General features: G+C 38.4%; 24 protein-coding genes. 12 read left to right on the top strand and 12 right to left on the bottom strand.

Annotated elements, in window-relative coordinates; translation table 11 throughout:
• Positions 1 to 193: 193 nt before the first annotated feature.
• Entirely contained in the window at positions 194 to 3,220 is a 3,027-nt protein-coding gene (gene ppc / locus AC012T_RS05600) for a phosphoenolpyruvate carboxylase (RefSeq protein ID WP_487063843.1), read from the top strand.
• A gap of 367 nt (positions 3,221 to 3,587) precedes the next feature.
• Positions 3,588 to 3,866, top strand: a complete 279-nt coding sequence (locus tag AC012T_RS05595) for a hypothetical protein (protein WP_487063841.1) — start codon at positions 3,588 to 3,590, stop codon at positions 3,864 to 3,866.
• 70 nt (positions 3,867 to 3,936) lie between these two features.
• Here AC012T_RS05595 and AC012T_RS05590 read toward each other — a convergent pair whose 3' ends face one another.
• On the bottom strand, positions 3,937 to 4,320 hold the full coding sequence (locus AC012T_RS05590) for a hypothetical protein (RefSeq protein ID WP_323310397.1): 384 nt from the start codon (positions 4,318 to 4,320) through the stop codon (positions 3,937 to 3,939).
• Between the two features lie 158 nt (positions 4,321 to 4,478).
• Between AC012T_RS05590 and AC012T_RS05585 the strand changes: the two genes are divergently transcribed.
• Complete coding sequence (locus AC012T_RS05585) at positions 4,479 to 4,784, top strand: small RNA NsiR4-regulated ssr1528 family protein (protein ID WP_487063839.1); 306 nt, start codon at positions 4,479 to 4,481, stop codon at positions 4,782 to 4,784.
• Positions 4,785 to 4,812: 28 nt separating this feature from the next.
• On the opposite strand, the gene AC012T_RS05580 is transcribed toward AC012T_RS05585, so the two are convergent.
• On the bottom strand, positions 4,813 to 6,258 hold the full coding sequence (locus tag AC012T_RS05580; protein WP_487063837.1) for a DUF3370 domain-containing protein: 1,446 nt from the start codon (positions 6,256 to 6,258) through the stop codon (positions 4,813 to 4,815).
• Between the two features lie 322 nt (positions 6,259 to 6,580).
• Between AC012T_RS05580 and AC012T_RS05575 the strand changes: the two genes are divergently transcribed.
• Both AC012T_RS05575 and AC012T_RS05570 read left to right on the top strand, forming a co-directional pair.
• Positions 6,581 to 6,970, top strand: coding sequence for a hypothetical protein (locus AC012T_RS05575; RefSeq protein WP_487063835.1), 390 nt, complete (start codon positions 6,581 to 6,583; stop codon positions 6,968 to 6,970).
• Positions 6,970 to 7,302, top strand: a complete 333-nt coding sequence (locus AC012T_RS05570; protein ID WP_015213195.1) for a hypothetical protein — start codon at positions 6,970 to 6,972, stop codon at positions 7,300 to 7,302. Before AC012T_RS05575 ends, AC012T_RS05570 begins: the two co-directional genes overlap by 1 nt.
• Before the next feature lie 5 nt (positions 7,303 to 7,307).
• On the opposite strand, the gene AC012T_RS05565 is transcribed toward AC012T_RS05570, so the two are convergent.
• The 4 genes from AC012T_RS05565 to AC012T_RS05550 form a co-directional block, all read right to left on the bottom strand.
• Entirely contained in the window at positions 7,308 to 7,877 is a 570-nt protein-coding gene (locus AC012T_RS05565; RefSeq protein WP_487063833.1) for a Uma2 family endonuclease, read from the bottom strand.
• 160 nt (positions 7,878 to 8,037) lie between these two features.
• Positions 8,038 to 8,469 (bottom strand): NUDIX hydrolase, encoded by a 432-nt coding sequence (locus AC012T_RS05560; RefSeq protein WP_487063831.1) that lies wholly within the window; start codon positions 8,467 to 8,469, stop codon positions 8,038 to 8,040.
• Positions 8,470 to 8,477: 8 nt separating this feature from the next.
• On the bottom strand, positions 8,478 to 8,930 hold the full coding sequence (locus AC012T_RS05555; RefSeq protein WP_487063829.1) for a DUF3531 family protein: 453 nt from the start codon (positions 8,928 to 8,930) through the stop codon (positions 8,478 to 8,480).
• Between the two features lie 161 nt (positions 8,931 to 9,091).
• Positions 9,092 to 10,027 carry a Sll0314/Alr1548 family TPR repeat-containing protein gene (locus AC012T_RS05550; RefSeq protein ID WP_487063827.1) on the bottom strand — a complete coding sequence of 312 codons (936 nt, stop codon included), beginning with the start codon at positions 10,025 to 10,027 and terminating at the stop codon, positions 9,092 to 9,094.
• A gap of 265 nt (positions 10,028 to 10,292) precedes the next feature.
• Here AC012T_RS05550 and AC012T_RS05545 point away from each other — a divergent pair, with 265 nt between their 5' ends.
• Together AC012T_RS05545 and rsmG are read left to right on the top strand one after the other, a co-directional pair.
• Positions 10,293 to 10,970 (top strand): ABC transporter ATP-binding protein, encoded by a 678-nt coding sequence (locus tag AC012T_RS05545; RefSeq protein WP_487063825.1) that lies wholly within the window; start codon positions 10,293 to 10,295, stop codon positions 10,968 to 10,970.
• A gap of 43 nt (positions 10,971 to 11,013) precedes the next feature.
• Positions 11,014 to 11,769, top strand: coding sequence for a 16S rRNA (guanine(527)-N(7))-methyltransferase RsmG (rsmG, locus tag AC012T_RS05540; protein WP_487063823.1), 756 nt, complete (start codon positions 11,014 to 11,016; stop codon positions 11,767 to 11,769).
• Between the two features lie 46 nt (positions 11,770 to 11,815).
• Here rsmG and AC012T_RS05535 read toward each other — a convergent pair whose 3' ends face one another.
• Positions 11,816 to 12,982 carry a nuclease A inhibitor family protein gene (locus AC012T_RS05535; protein ID WP_487063821.1) on the bottom strand — a complete coding sequence of 389 codons (1,167 nt, stop codon included), beginning with the start codon at positions 12,980 to 12,982 and terminating at the stop codon, positions 11,816 to 11,818.
• 1,270 nt (positions 12,983 to 14,252) lie between these two features.
• Positions 14,253 to 15,944, bottom strand: coding sequence for a dihydroxy-acid dehydratase (ilvD, locus tag AC012T_RS05530; protein ID WP_487066458.1), 1,692 nt, complete (start codon positions 15,942 to 15,944; stop codon positions 14,253 to 14,255).
• Positions 15,945 to 16,063: 119 nt separating this feature from the next.
• Here ilvD and AC012T_RS05525 point away from each other — a divergent pair, with 119 nt between their 5' ends.
• Positions 16,064 to 16,957: a LysR family transcriptional regulator gene (locus AC012T_RS05525; RefSeq protein ID WP_487063819.1), complete on the top strand. Its 894-nt coding sequence runs from the start codon at positions 16,064 to 16,066 to the stop codon at positions 16,955 to 16,957.
• A 130-nt stretch (positions 16,958 to 17,087) separates the two neighbouring features.
• Here the strand turns inward: AC012T_RS05525 and AC012T_RS05520 are convergent, their stop codons facing one another.
• On the bottom strand, positions 17,088 to 17,858 hold the full coding sequence (locus tag AC012T_RS05520; RefSeq protein WP_487063817.1) for a pentapeptide repeat-containing protein: 771 nt from the start codon (positions 17,856 to 17,858) through the stop codon (positions 17,088 to 17,090).
• Positions 17,859 to 17,970: 112 nt separating this feature from the next.
• Positions 17,971 to 18,141: a hypothetical protein gene (locus AC012T_RS05515; protein WP_487063815.1), complete on the bottom strand. Its 171-nt coding sequence runs from the start codon at positions 18,139 to 18,141 to the stop codon at positions 17,971 to 17,973.
• Positions 18,142 to 19,025: 884 nt separating this feature from the next.
• Between AC012T_RS05515 and AC012T_RS05510 the strand changes: the two genes are divergently transcribed.
• The 4 genes from AC012T_RS05510 (at position 19,026) to AC012T_RS05495 (ending at position 22,512) form a co-directional block, all read left to right on the top strand.
• Positions 19,026 to 20,639 carry a histidine kinase gene (locus tag AC012T_RS05510; protein ID WP_487063814.1) on the top strand — a complete coding sequence of 538 codons (1,614 nt, stop codon included), beginning with the start codon at positions 19,026 to 19,028 and terminating at the stop codon, positions 20,637 to 20,639.
• A 106-nt stretch (positions 20,640 to 20,745) separates the two neighbouring features.
• Positions 20,746 to 21,201 carry a BON domain-containing protein gene (locus tag AC012T_RS05505; RefSeq protein WP_487063812.1) on the top strand — a complete coding sequence of 152 codons (456 nt, stop codon included), beginning with the start codon at positions 20,746 to 20,748 and terminating at the stop codon, positions 21,199 to 21,201.
• Positions 21,202 to 21,363: 162 nt separating this feature from the next.
• The gene (locus AC012T_RS05500; RefSeq protein ID WP_487063810.1) at positions 21,364 to 21,807 is read left to right on the top strand and encodes a CAAD domain-containing protein; all 444 of its coding nucleotides are present in this window, start codon (positions 21,364 to 21,366) and stop codon (positions 21,805 to 21,807) included.
• A gap of 297 nt (positions 21,808 to 22,104) precedes the next feature.
• Positions 22,105 to 22,512, top strand: coding sequence for a hypothetical protein (locus AC012T_RS05495; RefSeq protein ID WP_487063808.1), 408 nt, complete (start codon positions 22,105 to 22,107; stop codon positions 22,510 to 22,512).
• Between the two features lie 28 nt (positions 22,513 to 22,540).
• On the opposite strand, the gene AC012T_RS05490 is transcribed toward AC012T_RS05495, so the two are convergent.
• The gene (locus AC012T_RS05490) at positions 22,541 to 23,500 is read right to left on the bottom strand and encodes a YegS/Rv2252/BmrU family lipid kinase (RefSeq protein WP_487063806.1); all 960 of its coding nucleotides are present in this window, start codon (positions 23,498 to 23,500) and stop codon (positions 22,541 to 22,543) included.
• A 292-nt stretch (positions 23,501 to 23,792) separates the two neighbouring features.
• The gene (locus AC012T_RS05485; protein ID WP_487063804.1) at positions 23,793 to 24,962 is read right to left on the bottom strand and encodes a GGDEF domain-containing protein; all 1,170 of its coding nucleotides are present in this window, start codon (positions 24,960 to 24,962) and stop codon (positions 23,793 to 23,795) included.
• Positions 24,963 to 25,166: the final 204 nt, after the last annotated feature.

Here is a 25,166-nt window from a genome sequence, read left to right as displayed (position 1 = left end):
TTAATCCTATTCCAGTACAAACAAAAAAACTAGAATTATGAAGAGTGCTGAATTGAAAGTGCTATTACCTAGATTTTTCACAAAGGGTCGGACATTTACCGCTTGCAAAAGTAGTAAATATTCTTCTCACTCGGCACTCAACACTCAGTACTCAGTACTGTAAATATTAATTGGCTTTACCAGAACGGAGAATATGGGTTCCCTTTTATACTCTTCATCGCCAGCAGCGAATACATACCCCATGTCGGAATTATTCTTGCGTCATCGTCTACAGGTAGTAGAGGAATTGTGGGAGTCGGTTCTTCGGCAAGAATGCGGACAAAAAATGGTAGACCTATTGCGTCAATTACGCGATTTGTGTTCTCCCGAAGGACAAGCTACCCATGACCAAACTTCCTCCGCAGTCGAATTGATTGAACAATTAAATATCAACGAGGCCATTCGGGCTGCTCGTGCCTTTGCTCTGTATTTTCAGTTGATTAACATCATTGAGCAGGAATACGAACAAAAGCAGCAACTAACTCGCTATTCTGATACAAACGGAACAGATCAGGTAAATCTCGCCAATATTATTTATTCGACTAACCAAAGAGAAGATGACCTACCAGTCACCAAGTCATTAGGATCAGACTCACCACAAAGTTGGACAGACACCACACCAAGTCAACAAAAGGGTACATTTGCAGCTTTATTTCCGCTGTTATTCAAACTGAATGTTCCACCCCAGCAAATTCAACGCCTCATTTCTCAACTGGATATCCGCTTAGTTTTCACTGCACACCCCACGGAAATTGTCCGTCATACTATCCGCGATAAACAGCGTCAGGTAGTAGACCTTTTACAACACCTAGATAGCTTAGAAAATCGCTCTGGGGGCTATCCTTGGGAGGCGGCAGAGGTGAGAGAACGATTGATGGAAGAAATTCGCCTGTGGTGGCGGACAGATGAGCTACATCAATTTAAGCCCACAGTTTTAGATGAAGTAGATTATGCTCTGCACTACTTCCAAGAAGTGTTATTTGATGGCATTCCGCAGTTGTATAAACGCCTCAAATATTCTCTAGAGCAAACATTTCCTTGGCTAGAACCACCAAGTACAAGTTTCTGCTCCTTTGGTTCTTGGGTAGGTTCAGACCGAGATGGAAATCCGTCGGTGACACCGGAAGTTACTTGGAAGACTGCTTGTTATCAGCGGAAAATGGTCTTAGAGCGATATATTCAGTCGGTGACGCAGCTGATTGAGTTATTGAGTGTTTCCATGCACTGGAGCGATGTATTACCAGATTTGCTGGAATCGCTGGAGTTAGATCAATCAACGATGAGTGATGTCTATGATGCTTTAGCTCTGCGTTATCGCCAAGAACCTTATCGGTTGAAACTAGCTTATGTGTTGAGACGGCTAGAAAATACACGCGATCGCAATTTGGCTTTATACAATCGGGAAACGCCAACCAATGAAGATGCGCCAATGTACCGTTCTGGGGCAGATTTTTTAGTTGAACTGCGATTAATTCACCGCAATTTAACTGAAACGGGTTTAGGTTGTCGAGCTTTAGAAACTCTGATTTGTCAAGTAGAAATTTTTGACTTTAACCTCACCCAGCTAGATATTCGCCAAGAATCATCCCGTCATGCTGATGCGCTGAATGAGATTCTTGAATATTTGCAAGTTTTACCCCAACCCTATAACGAACTTTCAGAAGAGCAGAAAGTGGCTTGGTTAACCGGGGAATTACGAACAAGACGGCCGTTGATTCCCAGTGAATTGCCATTTTCGGAAAAAACCAATGATGTCATTGAAACTTTCCGGGTTTTGCGATCGCTCCAACAAGAGTTTGGCATCAACATCTGTCAGACTTACATCATCAGTATGTGCCGCGAAGTCAGCGATGTTTTAGAAGTTTTGCTGTTAGCCAAAGAAGCCAGATTATTTGACCCTGCGATCGCAGTAGGATCAATTAGAGTTGTACCGCTATTTGAGACTGTAGAAGACTTACAACGCTCCAGAAGCGTCATGCGGCAACTGTTTGAACTCCCCCTCTATCGCGCTTTCTTAGCAGGTGGCTATGAAGCAATTAAACCAGAAAATGCTTCCCCATCTCCTACCCTCAACCCCAACTTGCAAGAAGTCATGCTGGGGTATTCTGACAGCAACAAAGACTCCGGTTTCTTAAGTAGCAATTGGGAAATTCACAAAGCTCAAAAATCACTCCAGGAAATCGCTGAAGAATACGGCTTACATCTGCGGATTTTTCATGGACGTGGTGGTTCCGTGGGAAGGGGCGGTGGCCCAGCTTATGAGGCAATTTTGGCTCAACCAGGTCACAGTATTAATGGTCGCATTAAGATTACAGAACAAGGGGAAGTTTTAGCTTCTAAGTACTCCTTGCTGGATTTGGCTTTATACCACGTAGAAACCATTACCAGTGCAGTCATTCAAGCTAGTTTACTGCGGACTGGATTTGATGATATTGAACCGTGGAATGAGATCATGGAAGAGTTGTCAATGCGATCGCGTCAGCATTATCGCGCCCTCATTTACGAACAACCTGATTTTATCGACTTCTTCCACCAAGTCACCCCCATAGAAGAAATCAGCCAACTGCAAATTAGCTCCCGTCCAGCACGAAGACCATCTGGTAAAAAAGACTTAAGCAGCTTACGAGCCATTCCTTGGGTATTTAGCTGGACACAAACCAGGTTTTTATTACCTTCTTGGTACGGTGTAGGCACAGCCTTACAAGAATTTTTAAACGCCGAACCAGAAGAACACCTCAAATTACTGCGCTACTTTTATGTCAAGTGGCCTTTCTTCAAAATGGTAATTTCCAAAGCCGAAATGACCTTAGCCAAAGTAGACATTGAAATGGCACGTCATTACGTCGAAGAGTTATCCAACCCAGAAGATAAACCCCGATTTGATAAAGTATTTGAGCAAATTGCCAGCGAATTTTATCTCACCAGGAATTTAGTCTTAAACATCACTGGACACGAGCGACTTTTAGATGGTGATCCCATTTTGCAGCGTTCAGTACAGTTAAGAAACGGGACAATTGTACCTTTAGGATTTATCCAAGTTTCTCTACTCAAGCGTCTACGACAATACAAAAACACCAGCACCTCTGGAATAATTCACTCCCGTTACAGCAAAGGTGAGTTACTCAGAGGAGCATTGTTAACCATTAACGGTATTGCCGCAGGAATGAGAAATACAGGCTGATAATTATGAATTCCTAACCAGTAGGGTGCGTTAATGAAATGTAACGCACCATCTTTGATTGATATTTAACTGTAAGAGTAAAAATTTTTATTCGTTGTGAAAATTGATAAATTAACGTGAGTTCGGTGTTAGGAGTTTCTCCTATGCCTACGGCACGGCTTCGCCGAATGGAGACGCTACGCGAACGGAGTTATGATTTTTAAGGGCGAGAGAATAAGGGTTTGAGACTCCTACTAGGGGCAAGTTTTCCACAAATTATCTTATGTCGAACTCACGTTAAATTAGAGCCATAATTTATTACATCATGGAAAGCTGTCCGTAATTCATCGGTTTTATATTAATTATTCTTCCCGATTCCCCAATCACTATGACTAAAAAACGCATCCTAATTTGTACTTGTTTAGCTTTATCTTCTGGCTTTTTTGGTGGTTTGATGGGTGGACAAATCACGTCAATGCTGCACAATCAAAAATGCCAAAACCAAGGTTGGGGTTTTCAGCAGATGTGTAATGCTTGGGTCACACCAGGGGCAATGTGGCAAGGCAGTACAGCCGGCATTTGGACAGGTACAATATTAGGAGCGTTTGTTGGTGGTTCAATTACACGTAAATTTGGGAACGGGAAACAGGGAATAGGAAACAGATAGAAAGTTATTCTGTTCATCTCCCCAGTCCCCAGTCCCCAGTCCCCAGTCCCCAGTCCCGAATCCCCAGTCCCTATTCCCTTGGGGTAGTAGATGATTGCAACTTACTTAGAGATTGCCAACTGTTTGTACTAGTATCGAAACAGCGCCAATAGCCTTTACGTTCATCTTTATAGCAAAACAAAGTGCGATCGCGATCATCGAAGTTATCAGTTAAAAAATACACCATTCCTCGAAACGGATAGGTTTTCCGACTCAAGCGTTTAGCTACAGCGTGATTCGGACATTCAACAATAAAGACTGATTCTCCATTAATTTCAGCTAAAGAGAAAATACACATCCGCAAAATTGCTCTCAGCCAACTTTCAGAATTCTCGAAATAATCGTCGATAATTTTGTTAGTTAGTGCTTGTTCGAGACTGCGGTCTTTGTGGCGAGGAGAGTTGGCATCAGACATAGCATCACCTAAAAATTGCTATACTGCTGGTTCGAGGTTAAACCAAAATTTCCGAAAGTGACAAGTCTGGACTGGTAAAGCTCATCAGTCAAGCAACACAGCCAGAGGTGGCAGCAAGACTGGTAAAGTATACTTAATATTCTTGAGAGCAAATTGCCATGACGACCGAAATTAATCTAGGAGAGCAGACTACCACAGGTGCAGATGCTATTGATGTAGCGATCGCCCAAGGAGTTGATTTTGATGGTTCTCCCATTCCATCAGCTAAATTAGAACTATACAGCCAAGTTATGGGACTAGAAGCAGGTAGACAACGTAGTGGCGTATCTAATACCATGCGTTCTCGAATAGTCCGCATTGGCGCAAAACACATTCCCCAAGCGGAATTAGACCAAAAATTAGTAGATGCCGGTTTTGCACCCCTCAAAGAAAAAGAAATTGCCTTCTTCTACGGTGGTAAATAAGATCGGGAAAACTGCGATCGTCTTTACCTCATTTTTCTAAAGTTCTCACCGTCAAAACCTGGGGTGGAGTGGAATCGGGTGGATAAATCAAATCTAGCTGCACCATGCGCCTCATTCCAGGTTGTAACACAACTTTTGTCAAAGGTTCCAGAACTTGACCAGTACGATGCCATAAATGCACATAGCGCGTCCTTTGTTCCCCCTGATCATCAGCATAACGCAACCTCACTGTCCCCCGAAAGAAAGGAAAATCTAAGGATGGTTTTCGGAAGCGAACACCACCTTGAGCTAATTTATCTTCTTTCAAAGGTGTTTCTAAAGTCACGGAAACAGTTTGAGCTTTCTCAGTATTATTCCTTAAAGGCAAACTGAGATTGTATTCCACACCATAATTACCATGTGCCTCATAAGCTGTGTCGGCATAACGTACCAACATTTTTGCTGTTTGACTTTGTTCAGTACCCAATCTACCACCCCGCAAAGTAGCTATAGGATAGGAAATCGCTTTACCAGGTTGGGGAATTGTCAAAGTTTGCGTTTCCGGTTTATCCACCAGTTTCGCTTCCCACCGAGAACCTTGAGAAACGCCCGCTACACGTCCATAAATCAATTGACCGCCTTTAGCATCTGGTGCTGTAGGAACTTTATCTCTAGGCCCAGCAAAATTACCGTTATTTAATAAAGCTTGCCATTCGGCTAAAGTGGGCGCACGGTCAGAACCATCAGCATTTTTTTTCGCATACATCGCTAAACTAGCTGTATAAACTTTCCCACTACTACGCAAACGAAAAAAGCTAGACCGACCATTTACAGGTTTTTCTAAATTTCGCACCGGAATAGGATGATTTAACAACATCCGACTTTTTCCCGCAGGAATTACCAATTTAGCCGGAAAATCAGCTTGACGAACCCCCCTCAACACATCAGCCACAGCCCTATTTCCCGGGCCGGAAAAAGCCTTGCCATCATTATTTTCAATGTATGGTGCTAAAGTTACAAAAGGTGCATCTTGCATTAAATAACTTGCACCTTGTAAAACATCGACTGTTACAGATTTTTTACCAGGATTATGCAAAACTATACCCAGATAAAGCGTTTGTAAATCTTTAGGAGTATGGCTATAGTGATGAGCAAATAAATCAAAGCGTCCTTGAAAGGGAAAATTAAGATGTGCTGCGGGAACTTTTTTCCCATTGGTGGGAAAAGTAGAAAGTAAAACTCCTTCAGTTTTTACCCATTCCGGGCTATTACTATTAAAAACAGGTATGGTATCTAATTTCCCAGGTAAAACCCGCACTTCTCCCCCTTGAATAATTTCTTGGGGTACTGGTTTAGGTGGAGTTTGGGCATCTGCTACATTTTTATTATTATCCGAGTATAAATTTGTACAACCAATGCTTTGGGTAATTGCAACTCCTGATAGAACTATGAATAGAGTTACAGATAGTTTCTTTTTTAGCTGTTGAACTGGCATAATGTTTGATTATTCAAAAAGATTTGTTCTTATACTCAAAACGGTTAGGAACTGTACTTTTTATTGATGAAAAAACCGAGTTCTAAGCCTCTACCCGGTGAATGGGGAGAGGTTTGGAGAGGAGTTCCATATTTGGTTAAACTATGAACCGTTCACAGTATAAGCATGAATAGTTATGATTACAGGTTCTGATAAATGGATTTCTGACATGAGTCAGTTTTTTATGAAAATCTGGCACATTGGCACTTGCCACCATACAATTATCTGTAAGTTTAGGGTAAATTTAAAGTAACCTTGAAATTTCGACTCAGGAGTTAAATTGATGGATATACTCATTGAATCGACAAAGGATTTTGAGAAAGATTTAGAAAAATTTAATGATACGGAGAAATTTAAAATTATTAAAGAAATGAATCGCCATTTTGAACTTTTATCATCTGAAAATAATTCTTTTTATCAACACAGCGAACAACTCAGAAACATAAAACTTAATCACTCATATGATTCGACTATATATTCTTTAAAAATTAATGAACAACAAAGAGTAATTTTAACTATTGATGATGATCCAATTTTTGGCTGTATACTTGTTACTTTATTTAGAATAGTAAAAATGGAAGATGCACAACAAGCATATAATGCCATTGCAGAATTTATTTATCAAGATTTTACGGTAGATGAAAATCAAGAGGTTAAGGTTACTGCTTTATAATGCCACAAATTAAGCCTCTTCTAGATGAATATGGTGTTATTTATGAAGCCATGCAAATTTTGCCAGAGGAGTTAAAAATAGAGTTTCTCAAAGCTTTAGCAGAACTAGAAGATAATGAATGTCATAGAACTAGAACTTTTCCTAAAACGAGATTACACAAAGTAACTGGTATTAAACAAGCTATCTACCGTGCTGATATTGATAAAATATCAGGTTGGCGGATACATTTACAGTATATTGAGGGGAAAATACATTTAAAAGATATTATTGGTGGTCAACATCATGATAATGTCATTGAAGTGATTAAATTAAAAAAAGATAGATACGATTAATTTAATTAAATCGGTTGTCCTAGTACATCATTAACTCTCAATGTAACTTCAGGAAATGCTTGTATATCTAGAATATCACCATGTCGGAAAGTTTTGATTTCACTATAACCATTTGCGTTAGGGTAGCGATAAACTGTAATTAGTTGTTCATAAATATCTATTAACCAAACTTCACAAATATCACTACTTGCATAAAGAGGAATTTTTATTTCTCTGTCATATTCAATGCTGCTATCTGCAACTTCAACTAATAACAAGATATCCTCTGGTTGTGGGTGTCCAGCTTCATAAAAATCTGCACGAGGTTTGAGTAATGCTATATCTGGTTGTGGTTCTGATAGATTGTTTAATATAATTGGATTTTGGACTCGGATAATTACTCTTGTTCCTAAAAGAATACTGAGTAAATAATTAAGACGGTCAACACAAGCTGCGTGTCTTCTACCAATGGGGGACATTTCAATAATTTCTCCGTTAATAAGTTCTACCCTGTCATCTTCTGTGAGAATACCAGCTTGATTCATTTGGTTGTATTGTGCAACGGTGAAACGTCTTGTCATTAATTGAATAGACATAATTCACTCTCTTGGTTGATGTTCTAAGTTAATTATAGCAATTAAGGATTCAGGATACACAATGTTTGATATGGCAGGGAACAGAAGAGAAAAATATCCTTTATCCTTCATCCTCCCTTCTTTCTCCTGACCCCTGAATCCTGAATCCTGAATCCTGAGTTTACAAATAATCAAAAAATATCTCAGGTACTAACCTTAATTCTCCTGATTTAAATCGAGCAATATCTATCCATAAAGCGCGATGTTTACGTTCTGGAGATTCAGAAAAAGTTAAACTTTCGATTTTGTAAAATTCAGGATCGGCAAAATCGCATTGATAAAGTTGAATGATTTCATGTCCTTGTTTACCATCGAAGCTAAACAGGTTTTCTATACAACTCAAATAGCGAATATTTGTTAAATCAGCTTGGATTTCTTCTTGAAATTCTCTTTCTAAAGCTATAGAACTAGTTTCGCCAAATTCCACACCACCGCCTAAAGCACGATAGAATGTTGATTGTTTGGTAGGGTCATAACCTTCAGAAACAAATATTCTATCACCATCTCGAATTAGAGCTAAAACTATAACTCGAATTTGACCTGATTTATTCATGGTTGTAGTTAATTATCGTAAATTGCATCAGCACGAGTTTCGCTATCTTCGATAGGCCAATCTGGATTTTCTCCGCCGATGTATAGTTCTTGAATATCAACATATTCCTCACTTAATTGCGTCAGGGCGTTGATTAATATATCGAGAGAGATGGCATCGCTAGTTCCCATATCAAACCAGCAACGCCCCCATTCTCCTTCATACTCAAACTCGCCCATATTGTGCATCAAAGCGAGAAAGCTTTTGTTATAACCTTGTGGATCATAATCCAGATAGCTGAGTTCCAAACCAGTTTCCTGTACCTGGAGATTTTCAGCATTAAATGCTCCTAATTTACCCAGATAAAACCAGGAATTAAATACTTCTTCTACATATTTTTTTTCCCGTTCAGAGGGAATCATGTTGAATTTCAACCAAATCCAGACATCAAAAGGATTAAACTCACGGAATTGAATGTGCATTTTGGTAATTGGTAGATGGGTAATTAGTAAAAGGGTTTCACAATTAATTATGAATTATTTACTATATAGCGGTTTTAGGTGGGATGCAATATGATCAAGGGCGGGGAAACCCCGCCCCTACAGGCTTTGCAATTGAAAACTTCTCACTGAGATGAATACCACTATGACAGATTAGTCAATCGGCTGGCTGCGCTTCTGCGTTCGTGTTCAATTTGTTTGACTAGACTAGCAGGAAGTTGGGATTTTTTGGTTAAAGCTTTATCAAAATGAACTACTGCATCTTTAATCAAACTCTGGCTTTTTTCTTTTTTACCCTTTTCGTGTAATATCTGGGCTTTGAGATAATAGATTTCTGGGTTGTCAGTAGTCGATTTTAAGGCTCGATTGACATAATCTAAGGCTTGAGGATATTGTTTCAAATCCCGGTAGGCTAAAGCAATACCCCGATCTACCAAATACCCAGGTGCAGCATTTTTTTCTAACTTTTCAATTGCTTGATCTGGGCTGATAAAAGGTAAATTAACCGCTAACATTAAATTCATGTAACCCCGGAGTAAGTTTACTTCTGGATCATTTGGTGCGATCGCTTCCGCTTTATCTAAATACTCATAAACTTTTGTCAAGCGACTCAGGGCTTTTGATACACCATTAACACTCTTGTCACGGGTGATCATGACTGCACCCTCTAAAAAATTGCCGACACCAGTGTATAAATTACCGCGTAAGGGATCACTAGCAATCAGCTTTTGTCCTGCTTCTAAAGTCTTTTTACTGTACTTATCTAAGCCAGCTAAATCTTGATCGCCATAAGCCAAAGAAGCCTTCATAGCGTAAGCCAGGGGTTCATTTGGTTCCTCAGAGATTGCTTTTTGCAGATTATCTGCGGCTGCGGGGTAATTTCCTTGTTGAAAAATGGCTTTAAAAGCTGCTTCAGTGCGATCGCCAATTTTATGCTGTTCACCACTCCGAAACGGATCACCAGCCCAAGAAGGATTCACCAATAAATTTAGTGCAAAAGTAGTAACAAAGGTGACTTTAACAAGGGTAGGAAATCGGAAAAACATGATTAATTGAGGAATGAAAAATTGTTTGGACATAAAACGCCTCAGAAGAATTGCGGTTGAAATTGTCTTATCTGTTACTTAAAATGTAGAAAATTGGTAAACTTCAGAAGTATCTATCACAGTCAAAATTTTCTACACAGGTAGACTCTGGTCAATTACTTCTGTTCCCTGACTGCTTGTAGCGATTTTCTCAGCTAAGTCTGCCACAATAGAAAAAAAGCATGATTATTGCTGCTAAATCAAGTTTTTCTCAATTGACTCCATCAGTTATTCCCTGACTTCTTGCTAATTTTAACAAATGCTCTATCTCAGAAATCTAACTTATCACCCCACAGCTTGTCCAACCGCAATTCTTAAATCTATCAACTTGGAATTACCACCCCAGCAACTAGGTTTGATTATTGGCCCCAGTGGTTCCGGTAAAAGTACCTTACTAGAAATCCTATCTGGACTAGCTGAACCTACCTCCGGTGCAGCTTTCTGGAGAGAACAACAACTGATAGCCGAACAATTACAACAACTAGCCGGAATCGTATTTCAGTTTCCAGAAAGGCACTTTTGCGGTGGTACAATCTTAGAAGAATTGCGTTTAGGGCATCCTGAATTAGGGTCAGAGCGAGTTCATCAAGCATTAAGCGAAGTGGGATTAGAGCATTTATCCTTATCTACATCACCCCATGCTTTAAGCGGTGGACAACAAAGACGTTTAGCCTTATCCGTGCAATTAATTCGCCAACCAAATTTATTATTATTAGATGAACCCACCGCTGGTTTAGATTGGTCAATGCGTCGTCAACTAGTAAACTTATTAGCGAAACTCAAAAAAGATTGGACTTTATTAGTTGTAACACACGATGCTGGCGATCTGTTACCAATAGCTGACCATTGTTGGACACTAAATCATGGTGTATTAACAGCAGTTGACCCCGCAACATTAGAAAATAAAGTGAAAGAAGTAGTAATTCGTAATTCGTAATCTTTTCCAGTTCCTGGGTAATCTCCAATATTAAAATCAGAAAATGAATTTAGAATCTTTACCTGTATCTATTTTACCAGAAATGACAGAAATCTGGCAGCAAACACTTAATTGGCAACCAACAACTCAACAACAAAATCAATTTCAGCAGTTGTATGAATTAATTTTAGAAGGAAATAGCCAACTTAATTTAACTCGTATTACCGAACCTGAAGAATTTTGGGAAAAACATCTTTGGGACTCTTTAAGAGGGATTGCACCACAACAGCATTTTATTGATTCTCTTCATCAAGGTGCATCTGTAATTGATATTGGCACAGGTGCAGGTTTTCCTGGTGTACCAATTTCTATTATTTTTCCAAATTCTCAAGTTACCTTGTTAGACTCAACTCGCAAAAAAATTAATTTTATTGATACTTTATTAAGTAATCTCTCTTTAATTAACGCCAAAACCACAGTTGGACGAGCAGAAGAAATTGGTCAAGAACCGAAACATCGCCAAAGCTATGATTTAGCCCTAATTCGTGCCGTGGGGGCTGCTTCTGCTTGCGCTGAATATAGTCTACCTTTAGTAAAAAAAGGTGGTTTAGCTGTAATTTATCGGGGTAGTTGGACTAAAGAAGAAACCGCAAATCTACAAAATGCGGCTAATCAATTAGGTGCAGTAATTGAATTAATTGAAGAATTCACAACTCCTTTAACTCAAAGTATTCGTCATTGTATCTATTTGCGGAAAGTAGTACATACCCCAGTTCATTTTCCTCGTCCTGTAGGTATACCCAAACAAAAGCCTTTGTAAAACCTGCACATCTTTTCTTTGATTCCTTAAAAGGTTAAAAAAGTTTTCAAGTCCAGACAGCAACAGTTGAAACTCCTACTGCATCACCACTATTTGTATTACCAATACTGTATAAGTGATAAAGTGAATAGGAACCTATCACATATTCGCGTAAATTTGTGAGATTTAACTGCAACAGTTGATCTAAGGGATGGATGTCACGGAAGAATTCACCATCTTCATATTCTGCTACTGAACCAAAGGGAGCAAAATTGCAAGTAATGACAAAATCAATGGCATCAAGTAACTGATAAATTGCTTGTTCTTGAGAGTTAGCAGATGTTAAATAAAATTCTCTATTAGTAGTGTTTGGAGTAGTAGCAAACTCCAAGCCATTTACTATAGTTTGCAAGGTATTAATTAATATTTGAGTGCTGGATAAAAGAGTAAAATCTGTGGAAATTGGCAATCGCTCAGTATCGGTTCTAATATCCTCAATAGAACCAATTTGTGGCGCAATTCCTACCCAATTTCCATCATGAGTTTCACCTAAAATAAAATGAAACTCATCAATTTTTTCCCCAGGTAATAACGGATCAAAATGCATGATTTTATAAACAGCAATATTTTTACACTGCATTCGCAATGTAGTTTCTAGCATTTGGCATTTATGAGCAATTTCTTCAGGATTTAGATTTGCTTCTAAAGTCAAATTGCTAGGGAGATTACTGCTATTAGTAATGACAGTTGCCAAAAAATTATCCCATACAATCGACTGCATAAATCCCTCTGCTAAAAGCAGCTTATCTATAGTAAATTCTCCTTGATCTTCTACTTTCCAAACAAATGTTTTAAAAGGATAAGCGCTAGATTCACTCTCATAAATTTCTAAACCGGGTAGCACTACTGCTAGACGATTGACTAATTCATCTGTTGCTAAATTCTGTTCATTCAAATCGAAATCAAATGTTAACGGCTCAAATTCCTCTTCCTCTTCTTCTTCTACCTCAGTAGATAATGAATCTGTTGGCCGCTGATAACTAGGGTTTTCCCTGCGAATAGTTGTTTCGTAAAATTCCAGCGCTTCGGTTTCGGTAGCCAATTCATGGGTTTCAAAAGTGTGTGCATTGAAACCAACACCGTCAGTTGTGATGCTGACTATACAACCGGCAAGAGTAATCGTCATGATATAGTCGTATTTTCCGTCATCAAACCTGATCGTATGACTAGGCATAATTTTTTAATAAATCAATACTTTTGATACTTTATCAATAGTATTTTCTCACAGATAAACAGCTATAGCAATCCTATTTATTGTCGTCAAGGACGTTCTGTAAGGGGTTCTTACGACCGAAATCAAGATAAATCGGGATTGTATTTGATGAGTGCCTAAGCAAGTGAACAAAATTCAAGTCCTAAATTAAGCACAAAAAAGGCTTGGTTGTTAACCAAGCCTAGATATATACCAAGTGTTTACCATATGTAGATAATTTAAACTTACTTGGATTTCAATTCATCTACCTATAGGATGTGTACAAATATTAGATAACCTGTTAATCATTTATCATATTAAATGTGAATAAAATTTTTTTTCGATAATTTATAGATTATAGCGTTTCTCGGTTGAGTGAGATACAAGAACCCCACCCCCAACCCTCACAGGGGTAGGTTTTTTTACATAGAGATTTATAATGGAGAAAGACAAGGTAGACAAGGAAGAAGAACCAAGAAAAATTAAAACCCATAAAGATTTAGTGATATATCAAAAAGCGTTTAATGCAGCGACGACAATTTTTGAATTATCAAAATGTACCTAATGTAATGGGGAAACGCTATATTTACTTTTAGAATGACCTCAAAATGATGTGATGCTCAATATAAAAAGGCTTAGTGTGCTAATATTTGCTGGATAGAAGTAGATCATATGTGCTGTATTAAAAATATCACAGAGAAGATTTAATTAGTGATTTTATAAATTAAAAAAAGGTTTAGCAATCCGCTAAACCTCTATAGAAAGCAGTTATTCGACACACCAAAATTAATTTAAATCTATTTCTCATTCTAGTCATCTTCCTCTAGGATCTATCTAAATATTCATAAATCTGGTAGAGGCTTATTTGTTTAAATTTTTAGACAAATCTACTACCAAAAGAAAGATTTAAAATCAAATTTAGTAGCTTATAAACATTTTATATCTAATTAGGAAACACAAAAATAATTTCCTGACTTTCAAATCCAGATTTGAGCAAAGTTACAATATTTGATTACTAACAAAATGTGGCAAATATCTTTTTAAATAATGGGTTAAAATTTTGTGTTACCTAGGTCATGCAAAAGGAATAAGCTGTTACGCAGTTTTTAGATTACTGTTATCTACCTGATTTAATGTTTTCCATGATTAGACATCTCCGACAAAAATTGTAGAGCCGAAAATCGCTATCCATTTCACGTTTTTACAAACGTTTCAGATAACGCATATTTAATTTTCGGAGATGTCTATTAGTTTAGTCGTTGAACAAATTTAAATCTGTCACAGCACCAACACTACTAGAAGACACGAGTTTGGCATATTTCGCCAAAACGCCTTTAGTGTAAAGAGGTTGACGGGGTTTCCAATTGGCACGACGACTTTCCAATTCTGCGTCTGATACATTTACTTGCAATAGTCGAGAATTGGCATCTATGGTGATGCTATCACCTTCTTCTACAAGTCCGATATTTCCGCCTACTGCTGCTTCTGGGGCGACGTGTCCGACTACCATGCCGTAAGTACCACCAGAAAAGCGTCCGTCGGTAATTAATCCCACGGAATCACCTAAACCAGCACCAATAATTGCAGAAGTGGGAGCTAACATTTCCCGCATTCCGGGGCCACCTTTGGGGCCTTCGTAACGAATAATAATCACGTCACCAGCTTTGATTTTATTTGCTAAAATCGCATCTAAGCAAGATTCTTCAGATTCAAATACCCTAGCTGGCCCGGTAATGATGGGCTTTTTCACCCCTGTAATTTTGGCAACTGCACCTTCTGTAGCTAAGTTACCTTTAAGGATAGCTAGATGTCCTTGGGCATACATGGGGTTGTTCCAAGGACGAATTACATCTTGATCAGCACGTGGTTCTGCGGGTATATCTGCTAAAATTTCGGCGATGGTTTGCCCGGAGATAGTCAGACAGTCACCATGCAGTAAGTCATGGTCGAGTAGCATTTTCATGACTTGGGGAATACCACCTGCTTTGTGTAAGTCTGTGGCGACATATTTTCCACTGGGTTTCAAATCACACAATACGGGTACACGCCCACGAATAGTTTCAAAGTCGTCTAGATTTAGTTCTACTCCAGCTGCGCGAGCGATCGCTAAAAAATGTAAAACTGCATTGGTAGAACCACCAACGGCCATAATAACCGCAATGGCATTTTCGATGGATTTGCGGGTAATAATTTGTCGGGGTAATATCTGCTTGCGAATAGCTTCGACTAAGACAAAGGCTGATTTTTCGGTGCTATCTGCTTTTTCCGCATCTTCTGCGGCCATGGTGGAGGAATAAGGTAAACTCATTCCCATTGCTTCAAAGGCTGAAGACATGGTATTTGCTGTGAACATTCCTCCGCAGGAACCAGCACCAGGACAAGCAAGGCTTTCAATTGCTAAAAGTTCGGCTTCGTCAATTTTGCCGGCGCTGTGTTGACCAACTGCTTCAAAGGAACTAACAACAGTTAAATCTTTGCCGTTATAGTGACCGGGTTTGATTGTGCCACCATAAACAAAGATAGCTGGGATGTTCATGCGTGCGATCGCTAACATCGCTCCTGGCATATTTTTATCACATCCACCAATAGCCAGGACACCATCCATACTTTGCCCTGTACAGGCGGTTTCAATGGAATCAGCGATTACTTCCCGCGATACCAGGGAATATTTCATCCCTTCAGTTCCCATCGAAATCCCATCACTAATGGTAATAGTACCGAAGATTTGGGGCATTGCACCGGCATTTTTAACGCTACTTTCTGCCCTTTGTGCCAGTTGATTAATCCCCATATTACAGGGAGTGATGGTGCTGTAACCGTTGGCAATCCCAACAATGGCTTTGTTAAAATCTTCGTCTTTAAAACCAACTGCTCGCAGCATAGCCCGATTTGGCGATCGCTGTACACCTTGGGTAACAACTTTACTCTTTAAATTTTCTGGCATTGTTTTTTCACTCATTACTCTTATCTCAATTAAATCTCTGTACGAGTATGATATGTATACTTTTTTGATATGTCCAATATATATTTATTTAAAATTGAGACTTATTAAGTATCATAAATATGGAACTACGACACCTGCGCTACTTTATCGCTGTAGCTGAAGAATTACATTTCAGTAAAGCCGCAGAAAAACTGCACATGGCTCAACCACCTCTCAGTCAACAAATTCAGCAGTTAGAAGCAGAATTAGGAGTAAAACTTTTTGATCGCAAAACTAAGCGACAAGTACAGCTAACAGAAGCGGGAAAGGTGTTTTTACAAGAGGCTGATCAACTACTGGTGCAACTAGAAACCGCAGTGGCACTGACTCAAAGAACCGGAAAAGGTGAAACTGGTAAACTGCGAATAGGATTTACTAGTTTGGTAATTTACGACCTATTACCCTTGATTTTGCGAAAATTTCGCGAGCAATTTCTGGAAGTAGAAATAGAATTACTGGAATTGACTACAAGCCAACAGGAACAAGCGCTGAAAGATTCCTTGATTAATGTAGGTTTTGCTCATCCTCCTTTAGAAGATGACACACTATCTTATGACTGTATTCACAAGGAGACTTTAGTTGTGGCGTTGTCCTCAACTCATTCACTGGCTCAAAAAGATTATATCTCAGTGCGATCGCTTCTCAATGAACCTTTAATTATGTTTCCCCGCTATTTAGCACCAGGACTTTACGATCGCATTATGAGCCTTTTTCACCAGGCAAATTTTAGCCCTAACATTACTCAGGAAGCAATTCAAATGCAAACAATTATTGGTTTAGTATCGGCGGGAATGGGTGTAGCGATTACACCATCTTCTTTACAGAACCTGCAAAGATCTGGCGTAGTTTATCGTCCGATTCTGGAAGAAGTACCTTTAATAGAAACTGCTATTATCTGGCAGCAAGACCGTTTAACGCCTATTGTAGAGAATTTTTTAAAATGTACTCAAGAATTTATGGCTGGTAATGGGTAATGGGTAATGGGTAATTGGTGATAGAATCCCAGTTTTTATCCTTACATCCTGAAAATCCTGTATCCCTTACGGGAGCGTAAGCCATATCTGACATTCTTTTCTTCCCCTATACCCTCATACCCTTACACCTCTAAAAAGGTAAAAATTGCAGTAATACTGAACCGAGACTACCGACAAAATCCATAAAGCTGGGTTTACTAGGTTTAACGTTTTCTGTATAAGGTGTTTTCACTTCTAGAATAAAAGCTTGTGCTGTTAATATTCCCTCCGCATTTTTTTGTTCTTCAAACAGTTTTGCTGCCATTTGAGCATCTTCCAAGGCGCTTTTTCGGTCTAAGCTTTGATAACTAGCTACACCACGGGATAAATATGCACCTGCGTAGTCTGGTTTAAGTGCGATCGCTTGACTAAAATAATCAATAGCTGGTTTAAGGTTGCCTTTCTCAGCTGCTGCTACACCCCAAGCGTAAAATTCTTCTGGTTTGGCAATTTGTAAAGGTATGCCCACTGCCCCTTGGAAGTTAGCGGCATCAAGTTTAGCATCTGTCAATTCTATATTTGTTAAATAAGTGTTTCTCAAGTCCGCACCCGTCAGATTTGCTCCGCTAAGTTTAGCATCACTTAAGTTAACACCAAATAAACTAGCACCAGTCAAGTTTGCACCCCGCAAATCAGCACCACTCAAGTTAGCACGGCTGAGATTTGCACCAGCGAGATTTGCACCGCTTAAATTGGCTCCCGATAGGTTAGCCATCACTAAACCAGCATTGCGGAGATTACAGTTTTGACATTGTTTGGTGGCTAATAACTGTTTTATCTGTTCATAATTAGACGCTTGCGCGGTTATTGGCAAGCTTATAGTCAACAAAAATGCTGTTGTGGCAATAATTTGGCTTTTCATACTCAGTATCACCATATATCTTAATTCAGGACTCAATCTTAGCCGAATCTGGATTTATACTGAACAGATGATATGAGTAATTTTAGTCAATTTACCACAGTATTTATCTTTGTTACCGATTTATCTCTAGGTTTATATTTTTTTGTCGTTGACTTAAACTTACAACTTCCTGGTGAGGTACAGGAGTTTTTGCTATTTCTTTTTTAGAATTAGACCAACCCATCTCTGCAAATAGGCTGAAGCTAAATGTTAGGATAGATGCTAATAATAGTTTTTCCAGCATAAGTATAACTCCCCATCATCACCAAGCATTAACTAAAAATTTTTCTATATTTTAGCGGGCTTACTTGACTATACAGTAACAGATGTTTTAGTTAAGTAACCGTGATTTAATGCTAACGTTTACGTGATTAATATCACAACAGTGACTCTACTCAATTTCGATTTTATAAATTTTTTCTAATAATTTTGTTTGAGTAATTGTACTGTTACATCAGAACTATCATCCAGCGTCAGGCTGGCACCACTAAGAGGATATTTGAAAAGTTTAGGGACGTATAATTTGTCATTCTGTTCGCGTTCACGTAGTGTGCCGTAGGCATAGCGTGGCGTTAGCCATGTGGAGTCTTACGCAACGAAGAATCTGGAGTTTAGCCCACATACTGAGATGCTACGTTCCTCAGCATGACATGGAAGGAGACTTTTCAAACACCCACTAAGATTGATGGCTTGTGAATGCCTAAACCTACTCAGTGTATAACACAGTATTTCTATTTATATCTAGGATATTAATAATTTTACCAAATCTTTATTTTTATAATTTCCACATATCGTTTAGCGTCATTTTTTATCTTCCTTACAGAAGAATTTAATTTAGTCAGATCATGTTTATTTAAATACTTGTCGTATATGTTTTATTTAGTAATTAGTTATTAGATAAACTAGATTTACTGCTAGTAATATTACAAGATTTGTGTATTTTTTGTTGCCTAAAAAAATGAGAAAAATCTTACTTAATTCACAAATCAAAAATTTATCTATACCCAATGATATAAAGATAGGTTACTCCAAAAGATTGATGTAGACTGCATAAAAAAATGTACTAATAGAGTTAGTGTGTCTCATAACACTGGAATAATTCTTCTATAATTTCAGGGTAATAAAAGTATGGCTATAAATGCGAATAAACGGGCTGTAGGCATATTTACTCAGCGCCGTGATGTTGAACAAGCTCTCCATGAATTGAGAGATTCAAACTTTCCTATGGAAAGAGTTTCTGTAATTGCCAGACATAAAGAAGAAGGTGATGAAATAGCAGGTAAGCAAGTACATGAAAAAGTTGGTGATCAGTCTGATGAAGGTGCAAAAGTTGGAGCAGTTTCTGGTGGAGTTTTGGGTGGTTTAACTGGGTTATTAGTGGGACTGGGAACTTTAGCAATCCCTGGAATTGGGCCAATTATGCTGGCTGGAGCCACAGCAACAGCTATAGCTACAACTGCTGCTGGTGTTGGCATTGGTGCAGTAGCAGGTGGTTTAGTTGGTGCTTTGATTGGTTTAGGAATTCCTGAAGAAAGAGCTAGAATGTATCACGCCAGAGTGGAGCGAGGAGATTATTTAGTCATTATAGATGGTACGGATGTAGAAATTGCTAGAGTTCGAGCAATTTTCCATAAATGGGGAATTGAAGAGTTTGAAATTTATGATCATCCGAATAGTCAACAGACAACAACAAATACAACAAATACAACAACAAGTGTTATCCATCGAGATAGGAATGTCACTAAACAAGCTATTGGTTACTTTTCAATGTTGCAAGATGCAGAAGCAACAATTAACGATTTAAAAAAAGCAGGTTTTCCTTTAAGCCAAATTTCTTTAATTCACAGGGAACATCCACAGCGGAATGCTTTTGAAGGAATTGATGTGAGCGATCGCATTGAGCCTACTCGTTTTCATATTCCCAGTCAGCGGACTCAGTTCTACAACGATTGCATCCATCAAGGCAACTATATCATCATTGTTCGTGGTACTGATGCTGAAATCCAACGTGCAGCAACAATTATCAGCCAGCATCACGTTAAACAATGGGAAATTTACGAAGCCAATGGCCATGAAAATGTAGCTCCACCCACTACACAAACTGCCAAGAGAGCGGTTGGTGTATTTGCCCATCGTCGTGATGCAGAAACCGCACTGAATGAATTAAGAAATGCTGGTTTTCCCATGAGCTATGTTTCCCTGATAGCCAAAGACACAAATGGTAGTGTGAATAGAAATTTGGAGACAGGTAATCAAGCTGGGGAAGGGGTAAAAGCTGGTGCAGTTACTGGTGGTGCTATAGGTGGTTTAGGCGGTTTATTAGTTGGTTTGGGAACCTTAGCAATTCCGGCAGTGGGGCCTGTAATGGTAGCTGGTGCAGCAGCTACGGCTTTGGCTACCACCTTAACTGGTGGTGCTGTGGGTGCAGCCGTTGGGGGTATCGCTGGGGGATTGGTTGGTTTAGGAATTCCTAGAGAACGGGCGGAAGTTTATAGCGATCGCTTCCAAAGAGGTCATTACCTAGTAATTGTCGATGGCACAGAAGCAGAAATACGCCATGCAGAAACGATTCTCAAACGTCTGGGAATTGAAGAATTTGCTATTTATAATGCCCCTGATCCCCATAATGTCAGAGAACGTCAAGACAGTTTTGAACCAATCAAACAGGCAGAAACTGTTCCTAGTAATTACAACGGAGAAGCTCCTGTAATTATTGTTGATAACCGCGAAAGAATGGTCTAATCACCTTTCAATCAGTGCAAAAATTAGGAGTATTAACATCAAAATTTTGCTCCTAATTTCTACCCCATACTTCCAAACATTCACATTTATATCAAGAAATAAACAAATGAAAAAGCTAACTCCTTTCTTGATTGGTTCGCTTTTACTTTTTAGTGTTGCTTGCGATGACACTGCTAAGACAACTGTGACTGCACCCGAAACGGGAGAAGTTCCAGCAAGTCCTGCTGCACAAACAACGCAAGAAGCAAAAGAAGATGCCCAAAGTGAACTCCGCAGAAGACAACTAAATGCTGATATTCGCGCTCGTGAAGAACGAAATTTGGCAACTGGCGATCGTACAGACAGAGCCGCCTCAGATTTAGCAAGTCAAGTCCGATCTAAATTAGAGGCCAATATACCGGGTGGTCAATTAACAGTTAAGGCTACAGAAGATGGCCTAGTTACTGTATCAGGAACCGTTGGTAATCAGGAGCAGTTGGCTAAAATTGAACCTTTGGCAAAAGAAATTAATGGTGTCAAAAATGTAGTTGTTGAAACGATTGTTGCACCACCACAAAGCTAAAGCAGTTAACAATTAATATCCTTAAGTTGGCTGATGTAAATAAATTTTTAGCATCAGGAGTCAGTAATCAAGATACAAACTGAAATATTTTTGACTTGGTATTCTGTGTCCAGACTGTTATATTTATTTACGTCCAGTCATTTATCAACACTGTTCTGCCAAATGGCAAACGTTATGGAAACTCACCAACAGCCACCAGACACAGTAAATTCAGGTTCACCAGACGGTGCATTAGCTCTTGAGGGTGTAGATACTGCCAAATTACCAAAACTCCCGCCAGCTAAAGCTTATGAAAGCCAATGGCAGCGAGTGAGCAGACAAATTGTTGATTTCTTAGACCAACTGCCAAATTATCTAGGTAGTTTTTTTGACAAAAACAAACAGGCTTTATTAACGTTTGGATTAATTTTGTCTGCAATTGTCACAGTCAAGGTAGCGATCGCAGTTTTAGATGCTATTCATGGTGTACCGTTATTAGCGCCTATTTTTGAGATAATTGGCATAATTTATGCCATCTGGTTTACTTTCCGTTATCTCATCAAAGCTGAAACCCGGCAAGAATTAATACACAAGGTTAATTCATTCAAACAACAACTTGTAGGTTAATTAAGATAAATCTATTAGTTAATTTAATGTAGGGTAAACAATGCTAACCCTACATTTTTTTGAATTACTTACAGCAAAATTTAAGCTTCGCTGTGAACTTTAGTCGAACGAAGTCAGAAGTAAAAGATTGAAAGAGTAGGATAGGAGATTTAACACACCTCTGTATATGCCTCAAGATAGATAATTTTAGTTTGGATTTTTTATGAATTCACTTCTTAAGACAGTATCTATTTTTATAAAAAAAAACTAATCTAGTTCTCGAAGTTATTTTCAAAATAAATAAAGAGGGTTAAATTTATGACTAATAAACCAGTTAAAAAAATAACAGATTCTGCTCATCGAGTTGATGTAGATACTTATGATCGGGGAATTATCCCAGCGGAAATAGCAGCGCGTATGGAGAGAGAAGGAGAACATTATAAACATCTTCCCACAGAAGAAAACATCTCCAGTGCGCCTACTGATGACCAAACCAATGTTGAAAGCATACGTACCACAGATGGTTATACCGTTGATCAAGAAGGTCTGTTGAATAATTATCCAGTTGAACCAGAAATGTATTACGAAGTTCCAGGTGATGCACGAGAGCAAGCAGCAGAAGACACCGCAGAACGTCTTGAGGAATTACACGAAGTCAATGAAGATAAAACAGGTGAATTAACAGAAAAACATGACAGCAGGGGTAAAGGAACGGGAATAATTTAGATTACATAATTTCTAAATTTCTCATAGATTAATCTTTCATTTCTACAGTTAAGTTAGGTAATCCTTCTAGCTTTTCTGTGGGAATATCTTCTGTTACTGATGGGACAAAAACCCTCAAACCTCCTGGTACACAATGAATTTCCACAGGAGTTGTACCGACTATTTCTCCATCTATAACTACCTTTTGTGGTGGTTCAGTTGTGATTTTAAATGTTTTAGCTCGCAAATAGCCAATATCATCCCGTTCTACGGGTGTCCCTGCGGTAGCAGTTTGAAATAAATGAAATGAGGCTGCGATCGCACCTGCTTTATTTTCTGGAGCTACAATTGTTAAATCTAGTAATCCGTCATCAAAAATAATACCTGCTGGGCCATGAGCTAAAACTGAAGTTGCAGGTGCAGCATTGGCAACCGTCACCGCTGAAGCAATCGTTTTAATTATCTTATCTTCGGTTTCAATTTCTACATCAAATTTCTGTAAGTTCCCTAATTCTTGAATTCCTGCTAGGATATATGCCATCATCCCCAGGCGATTTTTAGCATTCCTGTCTGCTTTTTCTACAGTTCCCGCTTCAAAACCAATACCAGCTAATAATACCATCAGTCGCTCGTTGCAATAAGCTACATCTACTGCACGGCTTTTACCTTGTAAAATTGTCTGACAAGCGTCTGCAATGGTATCGGGAATAGTTAAAGCTGCTGCAAAAGCGTTTGCTGTTCCCCGTGAAATAATCCCGAAGGGAATATTAGTATTAACTACCGCTGCTGCTGCTGCTGACAGAGTACCATCTCCTCCAGAGGCAATAATCGCTTCTACTCCTCTTTCTACAGCTGCGCGTGCTAGTTCGTCAGCATCTATTTCTTCAGTGGTGAAATAAATATCTAATTCAATTTCTGGTTCTAATATTGATCTAATCTGATCTAATTCTAATTCTGGATCACCCTGACCCGCAACTGGGTTAAATATAAGGCAAGCGGAACGACTCATATAGATTAAAAAATAGATTTAGTCAGTATACTCTCTTGTAGCACATCTGTAAAGTTTTAACTTCCCTCTCAAGACTACTTTAGTGCAGGAGATAACAAAGATATAACCCGCCATTTCTCTAATTTTCTCTCGAAATGCGAACGCCGCATCTAAAGGATCATTTGCCATGATAGATTGCACTAATATTGTCCAAATTTGGCAATAATTCGCTTTTTGCAACAAATTTTCCGAAAATGAGGCGCAAATTTTTTAAAGCTGGTATTAGTTAATTTAATGAAATCTGGTTCCCATATTAGAGAATTTTGGGAACAATAAATACTTGGTTCCGACCATTATTTTTCGCCTGATAAAGAGCTTGATCAAGGACGATCAAAAATAAACTTAGTGAATTCATATAAGTTTCTTCAAAAGTTGCTACTCCTAAACTAATAGTGTAATAAATCATTCCCTCAGCGGCTGGATTTTTTTCAACTGTTATTCGCAATCTTTCAGCAATAAGAGATGCGCTTTCAATATTTGTGTTTGGTAATAAAATGAGAAATTCCTCTCCACCCCAACGACTCACCAAATCTTGAGAACAAAGAGATTTTCTCAGGATTTCAACTAGGTGTTGTAAAACATTATCACCGTAAATATGTCCATAATTATCATTAATTAATTTGAATTTATCAACATCAATTAAAATTAAACTAAAAGGTATTTTACTACGTTTGAATCTTGTTACTTCATGCTGTAAATATGGTTCTATTGCTCTACGATTTAGTGCTGTTGTTAAAAAATCTGTTGTAGCTAATGTATGCAAATCCTGATACATTCTTTGATTGACTATCATGATAAAGCCGGAGTTACGAAGGTAATCAAATAAAAATATTGCCCAAAGTGTGATGATATTTATGCTACTTGATTGCATTAAAGAAGTTGTCTGAGTAATTGGTATCATGATCATACGTAATATCGAAAAACCAACATAAAATAAAAATATAATAGAAGTAAAAATGGAAGAACTTAATAGAGATTTATCTTGATTTGACATGAGATAGTAAACCGCCAATAAATTAGAAATTATTGTCGGCAATAAAATGCTTGCATTTCTTATAAAATAATCATCTTTGATATATATAAAATAAAATTGGGCAACACAAAAAGCAGAACTAAGAGCTATAAAAAACAGGTAGTTTATTCTTTTGCCAATAAATTTACCAATTGCTATGGTGTACATTATTTGAGCGCAGGTAATGCATAAGTTACCAAAAAATCGTAGATTTAATAGCAGTAATTCATCTGATAATAATAAGCGAATAGGAAAAAGGATAAATCCCAGTGCTGATAAGATTGTGCCAATAGCATAAGTACTAATTCCCCGATATTGGTTAGCTAAGAAAACTAAAAATATTAGTGTGATTGATTGCAAAATAGATGCCACACTTACCATTAGGGACATTGTGCTAATATCAATGGTCATTATGGTAGCTAAAAAATTCTGCATATAAGTAAATTATTGAAAATCTGATATGTAAAAATATACCTAAAGTTTTACCAGCCTTTCAGCCGCTGTTGGCGTGTCAAAAATGTAAACAAATGTAAAGGCGTTAGTTCAATCCAGTACGTCACTCCCTGCGGTAGTCTAGATAAATGTGAATTTATCGCCTGGTTTGACATATAGTTT

Source organism: Anabaena sp. EIM26, assembly GCF_057568715.1.
Note: the sequence above shows the minus strand (reverse complement) of the source record. Positions and strands in the feature narration are given on the sequence as shown.

Coding starts and splice junctions, on each gene's coding strand:
- ppc (WP_487063843.1), top strand. CDS start 194: ATGGGTTCCCTTTTATACTCTTCATCGCCAGCAGCGAATACATACCCC.
- AC012T_RS05595 (WP_487063841.1), top strand. CDS start 3,588: ATGACTAAAAAACGCATCCTAATTTGTACTTGTTTAGCTTTATCTTCT.
- AC012T_RS05590 (WP_323310397.1), bottom strand. CDS start 4,320: ATGTCTGATGCCAACTCTCCTCGCCACAAAGACCGCAGTCTCGAACAA.
- AC012T_RS05585 (WP_487063839.1), top strand. CDS start 4,479: ATGACGACCGAAATTAATCTAGGAGAGCAGACTACCACAGGTGCAGAT.
- AC012T_RS05580 (WP_487063837.1), bottom strand. CDS start 6,258: ATGCCAGTTCAACAGCTAAAAAAGAAACTATCTGTAACTCTATTCATA.
- AC012T_RS05575 (WP_487063835.1), top strand. CDS start 6,581: ATGGATATACTCATTGAATCGACAAAGGATTTTGAGAAAGATTTAGAA.
- AC012T_RS05570 (WP_015213195.1), top strand. CDS start 6,970: ATGCCACAAATTAAGCCTCTTCTAGATGAATATGGTGTTATTTATGAA.
- AC012T_RS05565 (WP_487063833.1), bottom strand. CDS start 7,877: ATGTCTATTCAATTAATGACAAGACGTTTCACCGTTGCACAATACAAC.
- AC012T_RS05560 (WP_487063831.1), bottom strand. CDS start 8,469: ATGAATAAATCAGGTCAAATTCGAGTTATAGTTTTAGCTCTAATTCGA.
- AC012T_RS05555 (WP_487063829.1), bottom strand. CDS start 8,930: ATGCACATTCAATTCCGTGAGTTTAATCCTTTTGATGTCTGGATTTGG.
- AC012T_RS05550 (WP_487063827.1), bottom strand. CDS start 10,027: ATGTCCAAACAATTTTTCATTCCTCAATTAATCATGTTTTTCCGATTT.
- AC012T_RS05545 (WP_487063825.1), top strand. CDS start 10,293: ATGCTCTATCTCAGAAATCTAACTTATCACCCCACAGCTTGTCCAACC.
- rsmG (WP_487063823.1), top strand. CDS start 11,014: ATGAATTTAGAATCTTTACCTGTATCTATTTTACCAGAAATGACAGAA.
- AC012T_RS05535 (WP_487063821.1), bottom strand. CDS start 12,982: ATGCCTAGTCATACGATCAGGTTTGATGACGGAAAATACGACTATATC.
- ilvD (WP_487066458.1), bottom strand. CDS start 15,944: ATGCCAGAAAATTTAAAGAGTAAAGTTGTTACCCAAGGTGTACAGCGA.
- AC012T_RS05525 (WP_487063819.1), top strand. CDS start 16,064: ATGGAACTACGACACCTGCGCTACTTTATCGCTGTAGCTGAAGAATTA.
- AC012T_RS05520 (WP_487063817.1), bottom strand. CDS start 17,858: ATGAAAAGCCAAATTATTGCCACAACAGCATTTTTGTTGACTATAAGC.
- AC012T_RS05515 (WP_487063815.1), bottom strand. CDS start 18,141: ATGCTGGAAAAACTATTATTAGCATCTATCCTAACATTTAGCTTCAGC.
- AC012T_RS05510 (WP_487063814.1), top strand. CDS start 19,026: ATGGCTATAAATGCGAATAAACGGGCTGTAGGCATATTTACTCAGCGC.
- AC012T_RS05505 (WP_487063812.1), top strand. CDS start 20,746: ATGAAAAAGCTAACTCCTTTCTTGATTGGTTCGCTTTTACTTTTTAGT.
- AC012T_RS05500 (WP_487063810.1), top strand. CDS start 21,364: ATGGCAAACGTTATGGAAACTCACCAACAGCCACCAGACACAGTAAAT.
- AC012T_RS05495 (WP_487063808.1), top strand. CDS start 22,105: ATGACTAATAAACCAGTTAAAAAAATAACAGATTCTGCTCATCGAGTT.
- AC012T_RS05490 (WP_487063806.1), bottom strand. CDS start 23,500: ATGAGTCGTTCCGCTTGCCTTATATTTAACCCAGTTGCGGGTCAGGGT.
- AC012T_RS05485 (WP_487063804.1), bottom strand. CDS start 24,962: ATGACCATTGATATTAGCACAATGTCCCTAATGGTAAGTGTGGCATCT.